Here is a 17,280-nt window from a genome sequence, read left to right on the forward strand (position 1 = left end):
TCCGAATTCGCTGGGCTGTCCATCTGGACATTCTGGCAACAGAATTTCTTGACGACCATAGAGCATTGGAACCACCTGATCCCATCCCGAACTCAGTAGTGAAACGATGCATCGCCGATGGTAGTGTGGGGTTTCCCCATGTGAGAGTAGGTCATCGTCAAGATTCATTTCGCAAAACCCCTATCTGCGCATGCAGGTAGGGGTTTTGTCTTTGGTGGGCAAAAAAACTGGAACTGCTCGAATCACTGCGGGAGCGGAGATGGCACCGGCGTTGCCGGTGTTCGCGGGTAAACCCGCTCCTACAAATCATGAAATGTGCGTCATTTATACCTGACGAATGACAGCGTAATGCTACGCTCGCGGAAATACTCAGCACGGATACTTACCATGGAAATGAACTGGCATCAGGCCCTGCAAGAGAGCCTAAGCTGGCTGGCAATCGCCTCGTTCATCACCCTTGTCAGCTTCACTGCAGCCGCAACTCTGGCCGTGCGTTTTACACGCTGGGGCAGCCAGTTCTGGCAGCTTGCCGGGCCCTATTTCAGTTTCAGGCGCAGTTGGCGGCCGTTGCTGGTGTTTGCCCTGCTGCTGGTCCTGACGCTGTTTTCGGTTCGCCTGAACGTGCTGTTTTCGTTTTGGTACAACGGCTTCTACAGCGCCTTGCAGGGCCTTGACCAGGCGGCGTTCTGGTACCTGCTCGGCGTCTTCGCGGTACTGGCCACCATCCATGTGCTGCGCTCGCTGTTCACCTTCTATGTCAGCCAGGCATTCAGTATCAAGTGGCGGGTCTGGCTGACCGAGCGCCTGACCCACGACTGGATGCAGGGCGATGCCTATTACCGTGGCCAGTTCCTTGCCGAGCCAGTGGACAACCCTGACCAGCGTATCGAACTGGACGTTAACGCTTTCGTCACCAACTCAGTCAGCCTTGCCCTGGGCGCAGTCAGTGCGCTGGTTTCACTGGTGGCGTTCACCGGCATCCTCTGGGGGCTGTCAGCACCGTTGACGGTGGCCGGCGTGGAGATCCCTCGAGCGATGGTATTTGCCGTTTACCTGTATGTCATCATCGCCACCTGGGTCGCCTTCCGCCTCGGGCGCCCACTGATCCGGCTTAACTTCCTCAACGAGAAACTCACCGCCAACTTCCGTTACGCGTTGATGCGCCTGCGTGAGAACGCTGAGAACATCGCCTTCTACCAAGGTGCGCAAGTCGAGCGGGGCACGTTGCTCGGCCGTTTTGCTGCCTTGATCGTGAATGTCTGGGCACTGGTGTACCGGAACCTGAAGTTCAGTGGCTTCAACTTGGGTGTCAGTCAGGTTGCTGTTGTGTTTCCGTTCATTCTTCAGGCGCCGCGCTTCTTCAGTGGGGCGATCAAGCTGGGCGACGTCATGCAAACTTCCCAGGCCTTTGGGCAGGTGCAGGATTCTCTGTCGTTCTTCCGTGAGTCGTACGATGCGTTCGCGCAGTACCGCGCGACCCTTGACCGTCTCACCGGCTTTCTCGATGCCAACCAGCAGGCAAGTGCGTTGCCGCGCGTCACCACCGAAGACCAGGCGCATGCGCTGCAGATCACGGGATTGCAGGTGCTGCGCCCGGACGGACATGCCCTTATCGCCGACCTGGACCTGAGCCTGCATGCCGGCCAGGCGTTGTTGATCAAAGGGCCATCGGGCAGTGGTAAAACCACGCTGCTGCGTGCCCTGGCGGGCCTTTGGCCGTATGCCGAAGGCAAGGTCAGGCGGCCAACGGGCCATCAGGCACTGTTCCTGTCGCAACGCCCGTACCTGCCGCTGGGTGACTTGCGTACCGTCATTGCCTACCCGGCAGCCAGCAACCCCAAGGATGAACTGCTCATGCAGCAGGCATTGCGCCAGGTCAACCTGGCCCATCTCGCCGAGCGGCTGGACGTCAGCTGTGACTGGTCACACATCCTCTCGGTGGGCGAGCAGCAGCGTCTGGCGTTCGCCCGGGTGCTGTTCAACCGGCCACAGGTGGTGTTCCTCGACGAGTCCACCTCGGCAATGGATGAAGGGCTCGAGCATGCCCTGTATGCGTTGTTGCGTTCGGAAATGCCGAGTGCATTGCTGGTCAGTGTCGGCCACCGCAGCACGCTGGCAGCGTTCCATACTCACCGGCTTGAGGTGGATGGGCATGGCGGTTGGTCGTTGCTGGAGCAGGAGGTTGCGCTGGCCTAGTTCGGCTTGAGGGGGAGATCGCCATCCAGCATCGCGATCAGCAGCCGTGAACCGCCAGGCTAGCCAGGTTCAGCGCAGCAGCGTCAGCCCTGCAAGGGTGGTGACGGCAAACCCTGCACCCACCAGGAAGGTGGCCTGGAACCCTGCACGCTCCCACAGCAATCCGGCTACCACGCTGGCTATCAGCAGCGCCGCACCGGTCAGCAGGTTGAACAGGCCGAAGGCGGTACCGCGCAAGTTGGCGGGGGCGCTGTCGGCGATCATGGCAGAGAAGATGCCCTGGCTGAAGCCCAGGTGCAGGCCCCAGGCCGTTACCCCAAAGGCAAGCCCGACCCATCCTGGCAAAAGGGCCAGCAGCAGGTCGGCAGTGATCAGCAGGCCTAGCCCGCCCATCAGCACGCCACGGCGCCCCACTCGGTCCGACAACACGCCGGCAGGGTAGGCCGACAGTGAGTAGGCCATCGCCATCAATACCAGTACCGCCGGCGCCCACAGCGGTGTCAGGCCTATGTTCTGAGCCCGCAGCAGCAAGAACGCCTCGCTGAAACGGGCGAGGGTGAACAACGTGGCCAGACCGATCAGGCGCCAATAGACCGGCCCGAGGCGCCGCAGCTCGTGCAGTGCCAACTGTGAGCGCACCGGATGCCCCATCGCTGGGGCCGCAGGTTCGTGAACGAAGGCAATCAGGATATACACCGCCACGAACGCCGGGATAACAGCTACCCAGAACACGGTCTGGAAATGGCTCGCTGTCAACCACATCAATACGATCGCCAGCAATGGCCCGAGGATAGCGCCTACGGTATCGAGCGCCTGACGCAGGCCGAACGCCGCGCCGCGCAGCTCGACCGGCGTAACATCGGCCACCAGCGCATCGCGTGGGCCCCCCCGAATACCCTTGCCGACGCGGTCGACGAAGCGTGCCGCAGTCAGCCACTCAAGTCCGGGAGCCATGGGAAATACCGGCTTCATCAGCGCACTGAGGCCGTAGCCGAGGACTGTCAGCAGCTTGCGTTTACCCAGTCGGTCGCTGAGGGCACCAGAGAACACCTTGGTGAACGATGCGGTCGACTCGGCGATTCCTTCGACAAGCCCCACCGCTATCACCGAAGCGCCGAGCACACTGACCATGTACAGGGGCAGTAGGGCGTGGATCATCTCCGAGGAAATGTCCATCAACATCGACACGAAGCCCAGCGCCCAGATACTGCGGGGCATCTTCGGCGGGCTTTTGGCAGTGTTCGCGCAGCTGTTGTCATCGCCACGCATCTGGTCTCTCCGCAGCGTTGTACGTCGAAACTGTAGATGCCTGCACACAGGATGCAAACTGAATAGGTGGATAGCAGCAACAGCCTGTGGAGATGACGAAACTTTCCATAAATGCAGGGGTGGTTATTCCGTCAGAGAGTGTCTTCGCCCGTTTCGCGGGTAAACCCGCTCCTACAGGCGACCGCGAAGGCTTATCAAATTTAGGGGGCAGTCCGGCGTGGCTCACAAGCTTCGCTGTGGCAAAGATCACGGTTCAGCAAAGTTCAGTAACAAACATGTAAACTTCGTAAATAAGATTTACTCGCATTTGCGATTCTCTATATTTACCACCCCTGTTGGCCGCCAAACTGAGTGCGGGGCCGGTGGGCGAGGGCTCCCGGTTTCCGACAAGGATGTGCCTTTTCGCTCATGAATCGCAGGAGATGTACCCATGCAGTGCAGAACTTCACCCAACAGCCTGGCCCTGGCGTTCGTTGCGCTGGCGTCGCCGTCCATGCTGGCGACCGCGGCAGAGTCCGAGGAGCGGCGTGCGGGTGAGGTCCTGGAAGTGCCCGTCGCCGACAACGCTCTGGTGATCCAGGACACCCTGATCACCGCCGAGCGCGAGGCGCGACAGGCCCTGGGCACGTCGATCATCACGGCCGAAGACATCAAGCGCCACCCGCCGGCCAATGACCTGTCCGACATCATCCGCCGCGAGCCCGGGGTTAACCTGACCGGCAACAGTGCCAGTGGGGCACGCGGAAACAACCGGCAGATCGACCTGCGCGGCATGGGCCCGGAAAACACCTTGATCCTCATCGACGGCAAGCCATCCAGCGCGCGCAACGCCGTACGCTATGGCTGGAACGGTGACCGTGATACTCGGGGTGAAACCAACTGGGTGCCGGCCGAAGCGGTCGAGCGCATCGAAATCCTGCGTGGCCCGGCCGCCGCACGCTATGGCTCTGGCGCCATGGGCGGGGTGGTCAACATCATCACCAAGCGCCCTTCCGACGAGCTGAAAGGCAGCGTCAGCCTGTACACGCAGCTGCCGGAAGACAGCGCAGAGGGCGCCAGCCGCCGAGCCAACTTCAACCTCGGTGGCGGCCTGACCGATAACCTGGGTTTGCGCCTGTACGGCGGCCTGGCCAAGACTGACGCCGACGATCTGGACATCAACGCCGGGCATGCCACCAGCGCCCTGGTAGCGGGGCGGGAAGGCGTTCGCAACAAGGACATCAACGGCCTGCTGAGCTGGAAACTGAACGACGAGCACCGCCTCGAAGCCAGTGCCGGCTACAGCCGTCAGGGCAACATTTTTGCCGGCGACACCATGAACAGCAACGGCGGCGGAGATGTCGACTTCGTCTCCAGCCTCTACGGCCACGAAACCAACGTGATGCAGCGCAGTACTTATGACCTGACCCACCTCGGTGATTTCACCTGGGGTACCAGCAAGACCACGCTGGCCTACGAATACGTACGCAACTGGCGGCTTAACGAGGGCTTGGCTGGCCGCACCGAAGGTGCCCCAAGCAACGAAGGGGGAGCCATGTCACGTTTACGCAACACACGCCTGAGCAGTGAGGTGAACCTGCCGTTCGCCATGGGCAGCACAGACCATGTGCTTACCTTGGGCGGCGAGTACCTGTACGAAACCCTCAACGACCAAGGTTCGTTGCGCCCGCAAAGCTCCGACCCCACCAACAATGACGGTCTTGTCGACTTCGATCGCAGCAGCTCGAAGATGACCGCACGCAGCTATGCGCTGTTTGTCGAAGACAACATCATCGTTGGCGACACCACCCTTACGCCGGGCCTGCGTTTCGACCACCACGAAACCTTCGGCGACAACTTCAGCCCCAGCCTGAACCTGTCGCACAAGCTCACCGAAGCACTGTCGGTAAAAGGCGGCATCGCCCGTGCCTACAAGGTTCCGAACCTGTACCAGTCCAACCCCAACTACCTGCTGTACAGCCGCGGTAATGGCTGCAGCGTGCAACAGACCAACAATGGTGGCTGTTACCTGCAGGGCAACGCCGACCTCAAGCCCGAGATCAGCGTCAACAAGGAAATCGGCCTGCTGTACGACCGTGGTACCTGGCGCACCAGTGCCACCTACTTCCGCAACGACTACAAGAACAAGATCATCGGTGATACCGATGTGCTTTACACCATTGGTACCGGCAGCCGCGTGACGCAGTGGGACAACGCCGGCAAGGCGCGGGTGGAAGGTGTCGAAGGCAACTTCTTCATCGAGTTGGCCCCGAACCTGGACTGGAACACCAACCTGACCTGGATGCTCGATAACGATAATCGCGAAACGGGCGAGCCGCTGTCGGTGATCCCGGAATACACCGTCAACACCAGCCTCGACTGGCGCGCCACCGAGCAACTGTCATTCCAGCTGGCGGGTACATACTTCGGCAAGCAGAAATCGCCGACCTACGACTACCGCACCCAGCAGGACTACGACAAGACCGCCCAGCAGGACGTCGAGGCCTATGGCCTGGTGGACGTGAGTGCCGGGTACAAGTTCAATGCCAACTACGACGTGCGGGTAGGCGTGAACAACGTTTTCGACAAGCAGATCCTGCGCGGCGGCAACGCCAGCAGCTCGGGGGCAAACACGTATAACCAGCCGGGCAGGGCGGTGTTTGCTGCGCTGAATATCAACTTCTGATCCCAAGGGCCGCCCTGCGGCCCAATCGCGGTTCAATCGGGTCGCGAATGGCCGACGACATTCTTGCAGCCAAACGTCTCGCAGCGTGCTAAACCATGCACCCCAGCCCGCTGCGAGAAATGCCTGGTGAAAGCCATCCGCCTGACCCTGATCTGCCATGCCCTGACCCAGGCCCAGAAGAACGGGCGCCTGCACCATACGGATGACGGCATCCTGCCGCTAGCCCATCAGTCAGACGCCGACCGTTCAGGCGTGCAACTGCTGAGTGCGCCAGAGCGGCGGGCTTGCGAGACGGCAGCGTGGTTAACGGGGGCAGTACAGATCGAGCCAGGTTTGGCCGATTGCGACCTTGGGCGTTGGCAAGGTGTGTCGTTGAAGCAACTACAAGCCGAGCAACCGCAGGCGTTGGCCGAATGGCTGCAGGATCCGGCCAGTGCCGTGCATGGTGGTGAGTCGTTCGCTGCGCTATGCCAGCGCCAGGCCGCCTGGCTGGCGGCCTTCGACAGGCCGGGTGACTGGCTGGCGGTGACCCACCCGATGGTCATGCGCGCCATGCTGGTACAGGTGCTTGGGTGTCCGATGAGTGCCGGGCAGCGTATCGACGTGCTGCCGCTGTCACGTCTGCAATTGAGCTTTACCGGGCAGTGGCGGTTGCGCCTGGGCTAAGGCTCAGAACGCCAGCTTGTAACCGATCAGCAGCAGCATCGTTGCCAGGCAAGGGCGCAGCACGCGGTCGGAGATCCGCCCGGTGAGGTGGCTACCCAGGTAGATGCCTGGCAGCGAGCCCAGCAGCAGGTAGCCCAGCAGCGACCAATCCATGTTGCCCATGCCCGCGTGGCCCAGGCCCGCTACCAAGGTCAGTGGCACGGCGTGGGCAATTTCGGTACCGACCAGGCGACGGGTGACCAGGAACGGGTACAGCAGGAACAGCGCCACCGTACCCAGGGCGCCAGCACCGATGGAGGTGAGGGTGACCATTATTCCAAGCACCACGCCGGTCAGCACTGTGAGGATGTTCAGGCTGCGGTCGCTGAGGTGATAGTGATCACCGGCATGGCGGCTGGCGAAGGCCTGCAGGCGCGATTTGAACAGGATGGCCAGGGCGGTCAGGATCAGCACCACCGCCAGGCCTTGCTTGATGATGGCGTTGAGCGCCGAGGTATCGGTGTGCAGGGTGCTGAGGAACCACAGGGTCAGCGCCGCTGCGGGCACGCTGCCCAGGCTGAGCAGGCCGGTGATCTTCCAGTCGATGTTCTTGTTGCGCGCATGCACCCAGACGCCACTGGCCTTGGTGATCGCTGCATACAGCAGGTCGGTGCCGACAGCGGTCGCCGGGTGGATGCCAAACCACAAAAGGATCGGGGTCATCAGCGAGCCGCCACCGACGCCGGTCATACCGACGATGAAGCCCACGACCAGGCCAGCAATGGTGAAACCGAAAGAACCTACATCCATACGCTACTCGACTGCCCAACTTTGCCCGTTATCGGATGCCAGTCAGCATATAGATTTTTTTATAGCCAAATAGACTTGTTCGTTATTAGGTTATAACCAGGCTTGCCTCGGCAGGCGCAGCGGATCAACGATCGGTCATCACTACCATGACATGGGCATCACCACCGTCATCGCTTTCCGACAGGTAGATGTGCCCCACCTGGCTGTCGAAATACGCAGTCTCCTGCGGCCCGATGCTGACCGCTTCTCCGGTCTCGAACTCGATGCGCACGCGCCCGCTCAGCACCAGCGCGAACTCTTGCCCGGGGTGGCGGATAAAATCGTCGAACTGGCCGCGTTCCCGGGCAATGATGCGGGCATAGGCCGGTGTCATGCGTCGTGCGGGGAAATCCCCGGCAATCGGATAATAGTCGTAGGTGCCGGTCGAATAACCCGCCGCTGCGGGCAGTGAGTCGACCACCACGGTCACCGGCACCGGGGCACTGACCGTGCCGCTGGCGCGGAACAGCTGGGCAATATCGACATTCAGCGCCCGCGCAGCAGCGGCCAGTTTTTCATAGCTGACCGACACCTGTGCCAGTTCCATCTTCGACAACGTGGACAGCGGCACGCCACTGGCTTCGGACAATTGCTTGAGGGTCATCTGGCGCGCCTTGCGCACCTGGCGCAGGCGCTGGCCGACGACGGCACGGTCAAGCTGGGGAAGAGCTGCGGGCATTCAGGGATCTCGGCATGCGGCGGTGGTCGGGCATCTTACCTTGGACCCTTGCGCATTTCTAAATTCTCATATATTAGAATTCTCATAAATGATAATTGCCTGGCAGGAGCGTGCATGACCCCGACCTACGACACCCTGATCATCGGTGCTGGCATCGCCGGCGCCTCGCTGGGCTACCGCCTGGCCGGCCAGCAGCGTGTGCTGCTGGTCGAGCGTGAATCGCAGCCTGGCTACCATTCCACCGGGCGTTCGGCGGCCATGTTCATGGAGGCTTACGGCACCCCACAGATCCAGGCACTGACCCGCGCCAGCCGGGCCTTTTACGAAGCGCCACCGCAGGGCTTCTGCGAGCACCCGCTGCTGGAGCCGCGAGGCTGTCTGTATGTGGCCAGCCTGGAGCAGCGGGAACTGCTTGAGCAAACTTTCGCGCAGAACCTGGCCAATGGCACAGAAGTCACCCTGCTGGACCGGGACGCGGCCTTGGCACTGATACCCAGCCTGCGTGGCGAAACCCTGGCCGGCGCGGTGCTTGAGCCAGGTGCGATGGACCTTGACGTACATGCCTTGCACCAAGGCTTCTTGCGTGGTTATCGCACTGCCGGCGGTGAACTGCGCTGCAACGCCGAGCTGATCCAGGCCTGCTACCTGGACGACGTGTGGCAGGTGGAGTTGGCTGATGGCAGCCGCCTGCAGGCCCGATGTCTGGTCAATGCTGCAGGTGCCTGGGCGGACCGTGTGGCCGAGCAGTGCGGGGTGGCGCGCATCGGTTTGCAACCGTGCCGTCGTAGCGCCTTCACCTTCCCTGGTCCGGCAGAGCAGGACTTTACTCGCTGGCCTGCGGTGATTGGTGTCGATGAAAGCTTCTACTTCAAGCCTGATGCCGGCCAACTGTTGGGGTCGCCAGCCAATGCCGACCCGGTTGAGCCCCAGGATGCCGCGCCCGAGGAGTTCGACGTGGCCTTGGGTATTTACAACATTGAAGCCATGACCACCCTGGCGATCCGCCGCCCGAGCCACACCTGGGCCGGGTTGCGTTCGTTCGTTGCCGACGGCGACCTGGTGATCGGTTTCGATGCGCATGCCCCCGCGTTTTTCTGGCTGGCGGCCCAGGGGGGCTATGGCATCCAGTCGGCAGCGGGCGCCTCGCGCCTGGCCGCCGACCTGCTGCTGGGCCAGCCGTTGTGTGCCAGCCTTGTCAGCCAGGGCGTGGCGCCCGAGCGCCTGTCCCCGGCCCGTTTCCAGCAACCCTGAAAGGAGCATCCCATGAGCAATGACATTCAGCGTTTCCCCAGCAGCCTGCCGTTCCCGTTTTCCCGCGCGGTAAAGGCCGGTGGCTTTCTGTTCCTCTCCGGGCAGGTGCCGATGAGCGCCGGCGGCGAAGTGGTGCGCGGTGATATCCAGACCCAGACCCGTGCTGCCTGCGAGCGTATCGCCGAAAGCCTGGCGGCCTGTGGCGCGCGTTTCGACCAGGTGGTGAAGGTCACGGTCTGGCTGTCGGACATGCGCCATTTCGCCGGCTTCAACGAGGTGTACAAGGCGTTCTTCGGCGCGGCGCTACCGGTGCGTTCCACCGTGGCCTCGGCGTTGGCCCTGGGCGTGGATGTGGAGATCGAAGTGCAGGCGTTCGTCGGCGACGCCTGACCGGGCAAAGAGCCCGTGTAGAGGCGACCTTGTGTCGCGATGGGCTGCAAGGCCGCCCCTACGACCGGTATGCGACGGCGATGACAAAACAACAATAAATCCAGAGGTTCACATGCAAGAGCAGCTGAAGATCGCCGGCGCATTTGTCGGCGTGATCGTGGGGGCGGGGTTCGCTTCAGGGCGGGAACTGTTGTTGTTCTTTGTCGATTTCGGTGTGTGGGGCTTGGCTGGCGCGCTGGTCAGCGCCGCCTTGTTCACCTTTCTCGGCATGGCGCTGGCGGGGCTGGGCAATCGTCAGCAGGCCACCTCGCACAAGGATGTGATTTTGGCCATCTGCGGCCGTCACCTGGGCATGTTCGTCGACTGGTTGATCACCTTTTTCATGTTCGCCGTCACCGTGGTCATGCTGGCTGGCGGTGGAGCATTGCTGGAGCAGCAGTTCGGCATCCCGGCCTTGACCGGCAGCGTGCTGGTGACGCTGGTGGTGGTCGGTATCGTGTGCCTGGACGTGCGCAAGATGATGCTTGCAATTGGCGCCATCACACCCTTGCTGATCCTGGTGGCTTCGGCGATAGCGCTGTATGCCGTGATCACCCGCGAGCAGAGCTTTGCTGCGCTCGATCAGGTGGCCAGCCAGCAACAGGCCGGCACCCGCCATTGGCTGCTGGGTGCGTTCTTGTATGTGTCGTATAACATCGTCGCGGGTGCGCCGATCCTGGCTATTCTGGGCGGTTCGGCCAAGGGTGAGAAAGCCGCGGTGTGGGGAGGCCTGCTCGGTGGCGCGGCGCTAGGCGGCCTGATGCTGGTGATGAGTGCCGGGCTGCTGTCGCGCCTGGACAGTGTGGCCGACCAGCCGATGCCGATGCTGTCGATTGCCAACGAAGTGTCACCACTGCTGGGGCTGGTGATGTGCCTGATCATCTTCGGCATGATCGTCAACACCGCGGTGGGCACGCTGTTTTCCTTCCTCTCGCGGCTGTTGCCGGCGGGCACGACGAAGTTCCGCTGGGGCTCGGTGGTGACCGGGGTGGTGGCGCTCGGCTGTAGCCTGGTGGGGTTCATCAGCCTGGTGGGTGAGGTGTACCCGTTCTTCGGTTACCTGGGCTTTGTGCTGATGACGGCGGTATTGCTGGCCTGGGTACGGCGGGGCAGGGCTGCGAAGGCGGTGGCGGCATAAGGGGCTGGTACAGGCGACAACAGGCATAGGCCGTTGCCGCCTGAACCCGGCGTTTAAATCCTGAAGCTGCCCACCAACTGCTTCAAACGCCCAGCCTGCTGGGCCAGCTGGTCGCAATGGCGCAGGGTCTCGTTGAGGTTCTCCACCCCCTGCTGGTTCAGGGCGTTGATCTGGGTGATGTCCAGGTTGAGGCTCTCGACCACGGCGGTCTGTTCTTCGGTCGCTGTCGCCACCGACTGGTTCATGCCATCGATTTCGCCAATGCGCTGGGTGACGCTGGCCAGGCGTTCGCCGGCCTGGTTGGCCACCTGCACGGTCTGCTCGCTGGAAACCTGGCTGGTGTTCATGGTATGCACCGCTTCGCGCGAGCCCACCTGCAGGCTGGTGATCATGCGGTGGATTTCTTCCGCCGACTCCTGGGTACGGTGCGCCAGGTTGCGCACCTCGTCGGCCACCACGGCAAAGCCACGGCCGGCTTCACCGGCACGGGCCGCTTCGATGGCGGCGTTCAGTGCCAGCAGGTTGGTCTGCTGGGAAATGCCCTTGATCACGTCGAGGATCTTGCCGATTTCGTCGGTGCTGGCGTTGAGCGTTTCGATCTGCGCGCACGACTCGCTGATTCGTTGCGACAGGGCCGTCATGGCGCTGATGGCTTCTTCAACCACTTCACGGCCACCGTGCGCCTGTTCGCTGGCACCGCTGGCATGTTGCGAAGCATCTGCGGCATTGCGGGCGATTTCCTGGGTGGCGGCGCCCAGTTCGTTGATGGCCGCAGCGACGCTGTTGGTGCGCATGCTCTGTTCTTCAGAACCGCTGATCGACGCATTGGACGCACTGACCACTTTTTCCGAAAGATCATGCACCAGGCGGGTGGCCGAGGACACTTCGCTGATCGAGGCATGGATACGCTCGACAAAGCGGTTGAACGAGGTAGCCAGTTCGCCGAACTCGTCCTTGTTCTGCACGGCCAGGCGGCGGGTAAGATCACCTTCACCCTCGGCGATGTCGCGCATGGCGCGGCCCATGGTGGTCAGCGGGCTCATCAGCACCGGAATCAGCAGGCCGAGCAGGCCGGCGATGGCTGCCACGGCAATCAGCATGGCAATGATCGCCGAGGTGCGGAACTGGCTGAGCGCGGCATAGGCCTTGTCCCTGTCGATCGACAGCCCGATGTACCACTGCGCCGAAGGCAGGCCGGCCACCGGGGCGAACGAGATGATGCGGTCCTGGCCGTCGAGGGTGACATCCTGCATGCCGGCGGCAACCCGCAGGTTGTTGCCTGGGTAGATGTCCTTGAGGTTCTTCATCACCTGGTCTTTATTGGGGCTGACGATCACCTGGCCATTGGCGTCGGCCAGGAAGGCGTGACCGATGCCGCCGAAGTCGACCGAGTTGATGATCTCGACGAGGGTGTCGAGGGTCACGTCACCGCCGACTACACCGATCAGTTCGCCATTGCGCTTGCTCTTCACCGGCGTGGCGATGGTCACCATCAGGCCACCGACTGCACCCTGGTACGGGGCGGTCAGCACGGTCTGCCCGGCGTTGGCGGCGGCGCCATACCAAGGGCGCTGGCGCGGGTCGTAACCGGCGGGCATCTGGGCATCCGGGCGCTGGGTGAATTCGCCGTTGGCCTGGCCCAGGTAGGTGAACAGGAAATTACGCGTGTAGGACGGCTGCTCGATCAGCCCTGCCAGGGTGTCGCCGGCGCCTTGCTGGCCGATGTCCTGGGCCAGGTTCTCCAGCACCAGAATGCGCCCGCTCATCCAGTTCTGCACACTGCTGGCGGTCAGTGCACCGGACTGCTGCACCGAGGCTTCGATATTCTGGCGGATGGTATTGCGTTGCAGGTAGTCGTTGTAGAGCGTGAACAGGGCAAATGCCAAAACCACGACGCCGCAGGCGCTGAGCAGGATCTTGTGGCGAAATTTCAGGTTCATGTTTCGAGACCTTGAGCCAATGAGGGGAGGGCGCAGCGCGCTCATGACGCGGTGCGGGGCCTATCGACCGAGATATCGGCTTGAGGGGTAAAAGATTGAAGTGCTTAGGGAAAATTCTTACAGACGTTTCGACGGACGGCAGTCACGGATCAGCCAGCTGCTCGATCAGCAGGCGTGCAGCCTGCTGCAGCGGCTGTTGTTTGCGCCACAGGATATGCACGGGCAGTTGCAGCGCGTTGTGTGTATTGCGGAACTCCAGGCGCACCAGGCGCCCGCTGGCCAGCAGCGGCGCGACCCGCGACAACGGCAGATCACCCCAGCCCAAGCCAGCTTCAACCATCTGCAGCGCCAGGTCGAAGCTGTCGGTGGACCAGTGTGTGGCGCCGATCAGCGGGCGAGGGTCAGCCAGAGGCAGATCGCGGCTGCGCACCAGAATCTGACGCACCTGGGTCAGGTCCTCGAGGTCGTGGATACGCCCCTCACGCAGGGCCGGGTGGGCCGGCGACAGGGTGGCTACCAGCGACTCCATGCCGATGTGCTGGAAGCCGCGGCGGGCATCGACCTGCAGGCCGGCAAAGGCTACGCAGAGGTCGGCACGGCCGCTGTCCAGCAAGTGCAGGGCTTCTTCCTGCGGGGCGCTGAGCAGGGCAATATCCAGCAATGGGTGGCGCTTACCTAGGTTGGCGATGGCCGCCAGCAGCGGGCGGTGATCGATGTCGGGTGCCACTGCCAGGGTCAGGCTGCTCTCCAGCCCTTGGGACAGCTCCAGAGCATGAACCTGCAGCAGCCCCAGTTGTTCGGCAATCAGCCTGGCGTGTGGCTCCAGGGCCAAGGCCTGTGCGGTTGGGCGAACTTCACGCGGGCCACGTTCGAACAGGCTGTAGCCAAGTTCTGCTTCAAGGTTGCCAATGGCCATGCTCACGGCTGAAGGCACGCGCTTGAGGGCGCGCGCTGCGGCAGAAAACGAACCGTGGTCGAGCACGGCCAGAAACAGCTGGATGTTGTCGCTGGAAAAGTTCATGGCAGCCTCCTGTCAGTTGATCTGACAGCTGCTGACTTTTGCTGTCAAGTGCGTTGAAGCATGATCGCCCCCATCGCTTTTTGTCTTTGGAGGTAACCCCGGGTGCAGGGATTGAAACGCAAGTTGGTCTACGTGACGTTCTATGAACTGATCGGGCTGTGCATGTCGACCCTCGGGCTGGCCTACCTGTCAGATACGCAGGCGTCGCATACCGGGCCGCTGGCGGTGATGATCACCACCATCGCCATGCTCTGGAACCTGATCTACAACACCCTGTTCGAGTACTGGGAGAGCGGCCAGGCCAAGCGTGGGCGCAGCGTGGCGCGGCGGGTGGTGCATGCCATCGGCTTCCAGTTGACCCTGGTGGTGTACCTGATTCCGCTGATTGCCTGGTGGCTGGACATGACATTGCTGGAAGCGCTGCTGGTGGATATGGCGTTCATCATCCTGGTGCCGTGCTACACCTTTGCCTACAACTGGGCGTTTGATCGTGTGTTTGGCTTGCCAAGCTCTGCCCTTGCCACAGCTTGATACAGCCTTGCGCTGCGAAAACGCCGGCACAGGCCGCCACTAAGGTGGCAGGCGAATGATCAAAGGCGCCTGCTGCTGCTCGACCTGCTGCTCCACCGGCCGCGGCGCACTGGCCAGCAAGCTGTCCTCAACCTGCCCCGACAGGTAATAGACCCCCGCCATGGCCCCGCTCTGGCGGTTCTCCATCAACTCCTGCCATTCCTGGTTCAACGCCACGTTCAGGATCACCCGCAGTTGTTCGACCATCTGCGGGTGGTCACGGTCATGGGTCATCACCCCGTAACCGGCTGCGGCAATCGAAATCATCGCCCCTGCCACCTTGCCCACTGCCGATGCCACGGCACTGGCGATCCCGCGTGGGGCCAGGGTGGCGCCAAGCTTTTCGCTGGCCTGGGTGGCCACCGAGTTGAGCCCGACATCGGTCCGGCCAGGGCCTTTGCTGGCCTGCTGATGCAAGTGCTGGCGCATGGCTTGCCAGGCCGGCTGCTGGTCCAGTGACTTGGCCCGCAGCAGCTGATACAGGCTGGCATTGCGCGCATCCGGTGGCCCCAGGGCGATGGCGGGGATACGGTTGAGGCGCTGGCTGAACTGCTCGGGCGGCGCGTTGTACCGGCTAATGATCGCCGGCAGTTGCTGGCCGAGCAGTTGCAGGTACAGTTCGCAGGCGCGGTCGCGGATGCCCTCGGGGTTGATCTGCTCGGCCACCGGCTCGATCACCCGCGCGCGATACTGCTCCTGCAGGTACAGGGCCAGGCGTTTTTCTGCCGGTTCCCGACCCTCGCCACTGTCGAGCTTGTACCAGGCCACCTTGAGGGTCAGCCACTGCTGGGTCCAGTAACCCGTGAACCAGGGGATGAAGTCGCGCTCGGTGCGTTGTTGCACCTGCTCCTTCCACACCCGCATGGAGCGCCGGGCATAGTCGTTGGCCGAGCCGGCGGCACCGACCGAGGCATCGATCAGTTCCTGGTCGATGCGTTGCCAGGCCGCGGGGGTGAGTATTGTGGGCGGCGGCGGGGCAGGGGGGCGCTTGCTCGCACAACCGCCGAGGGCCAGCAGAAGGCAGAGCAACAGGAGGACTCGAGAACTCACGCGACCGCCTCCCTGGTAGAGGCTGGGGGGGTTCTCGAAGTATAGGGTGGGGTTGTTGGGGCTGCTTTGCAGCCCATCGCCCGCTCAGCAGCGCTGCAAATGGTTGCGTGAGCGCGGCCTGCGTCAGAGCGATCGCGTCAGCCTGGTCGGGTTATTCCAGGTCCAGCTTTTCTTCCAGTCGGTCAAGGTGCCTGTGCATCAACTCCAGGGCCGCTTCGGCATCACCTTGCTCCACGGCATCGATGATTGCCGCATGCTCTTCCCACGCGCAGTGATCGCAGCAAGGCGATTCGTAGCGAGCGATGATCAGCGAGGTCATCGGCACCAGTCCATTGAGAAATCGCGCCAGTGGCGCATTGGCCGCCACCTGCGCCAGTTTCAGATGGAACTCGCCGCCCAGGCGGATCGCCGCGCAGCGTTCGCCACGCTCATGGTGCTGGCGCTCGCGCTCCACCAGTTGCCGTAGCTGGCGTACCTGCGCCGGCCGGGCGCGTTGCGCGGCCAGGGTGATCAGTGTGGTTTCGGCCAGACGCCGGGCACTGAGCACCTGACGTGCCTGGTCCGGGTCAGGCGCAGCCAGATGCGCGGTGTGGCTGGGGCGCTGTACCACCACCTGCTGGTCGGACAGGCGCCCGAGCACACGGCGGATCACCGTGCGGCTGACACCAAAGGCATGGCCCAGCGCCTGTTCGGGCAACAGACTGCCCGGTGGCAGGCGCTGTTCGAGAATGGCGTCGAACAGCCTTGGATAAATCTGCTCGGCCGACAGGCGGGTTTCGCCGGCCGCGAGCAGGGTAGGCAAGTGGGGGACGGCGTTCATGGGCACTCTCCTGAGGTCATGGATGCGGATGTTCGTCCGGGATATTCAGCGCGATACCCATGCGCAGCCCTTCGGCCACGATGTGCTGACGCATCTGGGCACTGGCCTGGGCGCTGCTGCGTTCGCGAATGGCGCGCACCACCGCTTCGTTTTCCTTCAGCCGCGCGGCCAGGTGCTCGGGCGAGTTGCGCAGCATGTCGGCGCTTTGCTTCAGGGCATTGCCGGTCTGCTGCACCACGCTCTGGAAAATCGGGTTGGTGGTCAGGGCGAACAGCGCCTCATGGAAGGCAATGTAGGCTTTGACCCCGGCCTCGCTGTCATCGGCCTCCAGCGCTTCGCGCATGTCCATCAGGGTCAGGCGCAACTGGCCGATGTCCTGGCTGTTGGCCGACTGCGCCACCAGGCCGACGATGAACGGTTCGAGTGTGTAGCGCAGTTCCAGCACGTCGGCCAGGCTGGCCGCAGCACTGGTTTCCACGCCCGACGGCTGGGCATCGGCATCGAGCACCAACACGCCCTTGCCGGGTAACGAGCGCACCAGGCCCAGTGTTTCCAGCACGGTTACCGCTTCGCGCAGGCTGGGGCGGCTGATGCCCAGTTGTTCGGCCAGTTCGCGCTGGCCTGGTAGCATGTCGCCGGTGCGCCATTGGCCGCGGGCCAGGGCCTGGCGGAGTTTTTCCACCACTGAGTTGACGACGGTTGATGAGCTGATCACGGTTCGCTCCTGGAAGGGCCGGCGTCATGCCGGCCACGTTCGC

At 62.8% G+C, this 17,280-nt stretch carries 15 protein-coding genes, 1 rRNA gene and 1 pseudogene; 8 read left to right on the plus strand and 9 right to left on the minus strand.

Annotated features, from left to right (window positions below):
- The first annotated feature begins 47 nt into the window (after positions 1-47).
- Positions 48-163 (plus strand): 5S ribosomal RNA (gene rrf / locus ACF8O8_RS20455).
- 224 nt (positions 164-387) lie between these two features.
- Complete coding sequence (locus ACF8O8_RS20460; RefSeq protein ID WP_392510347.1) at positions 388-2,196, plus strand: ABC transporter ATP-binding protein/permease; 1,809 nt, start codon at positions 388-390, stop codon at positions 2,194-2,196.
- A 69-nt stretch (positions 2,197-2,265) separates the two neighbouring features.
- Here ACF8O8_RS20460 and ACF8O8_RS20465 read toward each other — a convergent pair whose 3' ends face one another.
- Positions 2,266-3,465, minus strand: a complete 1,200-nt coding sequence (locus ACF8O8_RS20465) for an MFS transporter (RefSeq protein WP_392510348.1) — start codon at positions 3,463-3,465, stop codon at positions 2,266-2,268.
- A 430-nt stretch (positions 3,466-3,895) separates the two neighbouring features.
- On the opposite strand from ACF8O8_RS20465, the gene ACF8O8_RS20470 reads away from it, so the two are divergent.
- Both ACF8O8_RS20470 and ACF8O8_RS20475 read left to right on the plus strand, forming a co-directional pair.
- Complete coding sequence (locus ACF8O8_RS20470) at positions 3,896-6,130, plus strand: TonB-dependent siderophore receptor (RefSeq protein WP_392510349.1); 2,235 nt, start codon at positions 3,896-3,898, stop codon at positions 6,128-6,130.
- Positions 6,131-6,256: 126 nt separating this feature from the next.
- A complete protein-coding gene (locus tag ACF8O8_RS20475; protein ID WP_049587527.1) occupies positions 6,257-6,796 on the plus strand; it encodes a histidine phosphatase family protein in 540 nt (179 codons plus the stop codon).
- Between the two features lie 3 nt (positions 6,797-6,799).
- Here ACF8O8_RS20475 and ACF8O8_RS20480 read toward each other — a convergent pair whose 3' ends face one another.
- Together ACF8O8_RS20480 and ACF8O8_RS20485 are read right to left on the minus strand one after the other, a co-directional pair.
- Entirely contained in the window at positions 6,800-7,585 is a 786-nt protein-coding gene (locus ACF8O8_RS20480) for a sulfite exporter TauE/SafE family protein (RefSeq protein WP_010953220.1), read from the minus strand.
- 124 nt (positions 7,586-7,709) lie between these two features.
- The gene (locus ACF8O8_RS20485) at positions 7,710-8,303 is read right to left on the minus strand and encodes a helix-turn-helix domain-containing protein (protein WP_010953221.1); all 594 of its coding nucleotides are present in this window, start codon (positions 8,301-8,303) and stop codon (positions 7,710-7,712) included.
- A gap of 114 nt (positions 8,304-8,417) precedes the next feature.
- On the opposite strand from ACF8O8_RS20485, the gene ACF8O8_RS20490 reads away from it, so the two are divergent.
- The 3 genes from ACF8O8_RS20490 to ACF8O8_RS20500 all read left to right on the plus strand — a co-directional run bounded on the left by ACF8O8_RS20490 (position 8,418) and on the right by ACF8O8_RS20500 (position 11,121).
- Positions 8,418-9,554: an FAD-binding oxidoreductase gene (locus ACF8O8_RS20490; protein WP_010953222.1), complete on the plus strand. Its 1,137-nt coding sequence runs from the start codon at positions 8,418-8,420 to the stop codon at positions 9,552-9,554.
- Between the two features lie 12 nt (positions 9,555-9,566).
- Positions 9,567-9,944 (plus strand): RidA family protein, encoded by a 378-nt coding sequence (locus ACF8O8_RS20495; RefSeq protein WP_010953223.1) that lies wholly within the window; start codon positions 9,567-9,569, stop codon positions 9,942-9,944.
- A gap of 112 nt (positions 9,945-10,056) precedes the next feature.
- Positions 10,057-11,121: a membrane protein gene (locus tag ACF8O8_RS20500; protein ID WP_010953224.1), complete on the plus strand. Its 1,065-nt coding sequence runs from the start codon at positions 10,057-10,059 to the stop codon at positions 11,119-11,121.
- Positions 11,122-11,174: 53 nt separating this feature from the next.
- Here ACF8O8_RS20500 and ACF8O8_RS20505 read toward each other — a convergent pair whose 3' ends face one another.
- From ACF8O8_RS20505 to ACF8O8_RS20515, 3 genes and pseudogenes are all read right to left on the minus strand, one after another.
- Positions 11,175-11,915 carry a methyl-accepting chemotaxis protein gene (locus ACF8O8_RS20505; protein ID WP_370290711.1) on the minus strand — a complete coding sequence of 247 codons (741 nt, stop codon included), beginning with the start codon at positions 11,913-11,915 and terminating at the stop codon, positions 11,175-11,177.
- A gap of 114 nt (positions 11,916-12,029) precedes the next feature.
- Positions 12,030-13,106 (minus strand): annotated as a pseudogene (gene mcpA, locus ACF8O8_RS20510) (methyl-accepting chemotaxis protein McpA); the annotation flags it as partial.
- 97 nt (positions 13,107-13,203) lie between these two features.
- Positions 13,204-14,082, minus strand: coding sequence for a LysR family transcriptional regulator (locus ACF8O8_RS20515; protein WP_392510350.1), 879 nt, complete (start codon positions 14,080-14,082; stop codon positions 13,204-13,206).
- A 102-nt stretch (positions 14,083-14,184) separates the two neighbouring features.
- Here ACF8O8_RS20515 and ACF8O8_RS20520 point away from each other — a divergent pair, with 102 nt between their 5' ends.
- Positions 14,185-14,613, plus strand: a complete 429-nt coding sequence (locus ACF8O8_RS20520) for a PACE efflux transporter (protein ID WP_010953227.1) — start codon at positions 14,185-14,187, stop codon at positions 14,611-14,613.
- Between the two features lie 39 nt (positions 14,614-14,652).
- On the opposite strand, the gene ACF8O8_RS20525 is transcribed toward ACF8O8_RS20520, so the two are convergent.
- The 3 genes from ACF8O8_RS20525 to ACF8O8_RS20535 all read right to left on the minus strand — a co-directional run bounded on the left by ACF8O8_RS20525 (position 14,653) and on the right by ACF8O8_RS20535 (position 17,237).
- Positions 14,653-15,702, minus strand: coding sequence for a hypothetical protein (locus ACF8O8_RS20525; protein WP_392510351.1), 1,050 nt, complete (start codon positions 15,700-15,702; stop codon positions 14,653-14,655).
- Positions 15,703-15,853: 151 nt separating this feature from the next.
- Positions 15,854-16,522 carry a GntR family transcriptional regulator gene (locus tag ACF8O8_RS20530; protein WP_010953229.1) on the minus strand — a complete coding sequence of 223 codons (669 nt, stop codon included), beginning with the start codon at positions 16,520-16,522 and terminating at the stop codon, positions 15,854-15,856.
- 16 nt (positions 16,523-16,538) lie between these two features.
- Positions 16,539-17,237 carry a FadR/GntR family transcriptional regulator gene (locus ACF8O8_RS20535; RefSeq protein ID WP_010953230.1) on the minus strand — a complete coding sequence of 233 codons (699 nt, stop codon included), beginning with the start codon at positions 17,235-17,237 and terminating at the stop codon, positions 16,539-16,541.
- Between the last annotated feature and the right edge of the window lie 43 nt (positions 17,238-17,280).

Source organism: Pseudomonas sp. TYF_14, from assembly GCF_043105275.1.
GTDB lineage: Bacteria > Pseudomonadota > Gammaproteobacteria > Pseudomonadales > Pseudomonadaceae > Aquipseudomonas > Aquipseudomonas alloputida.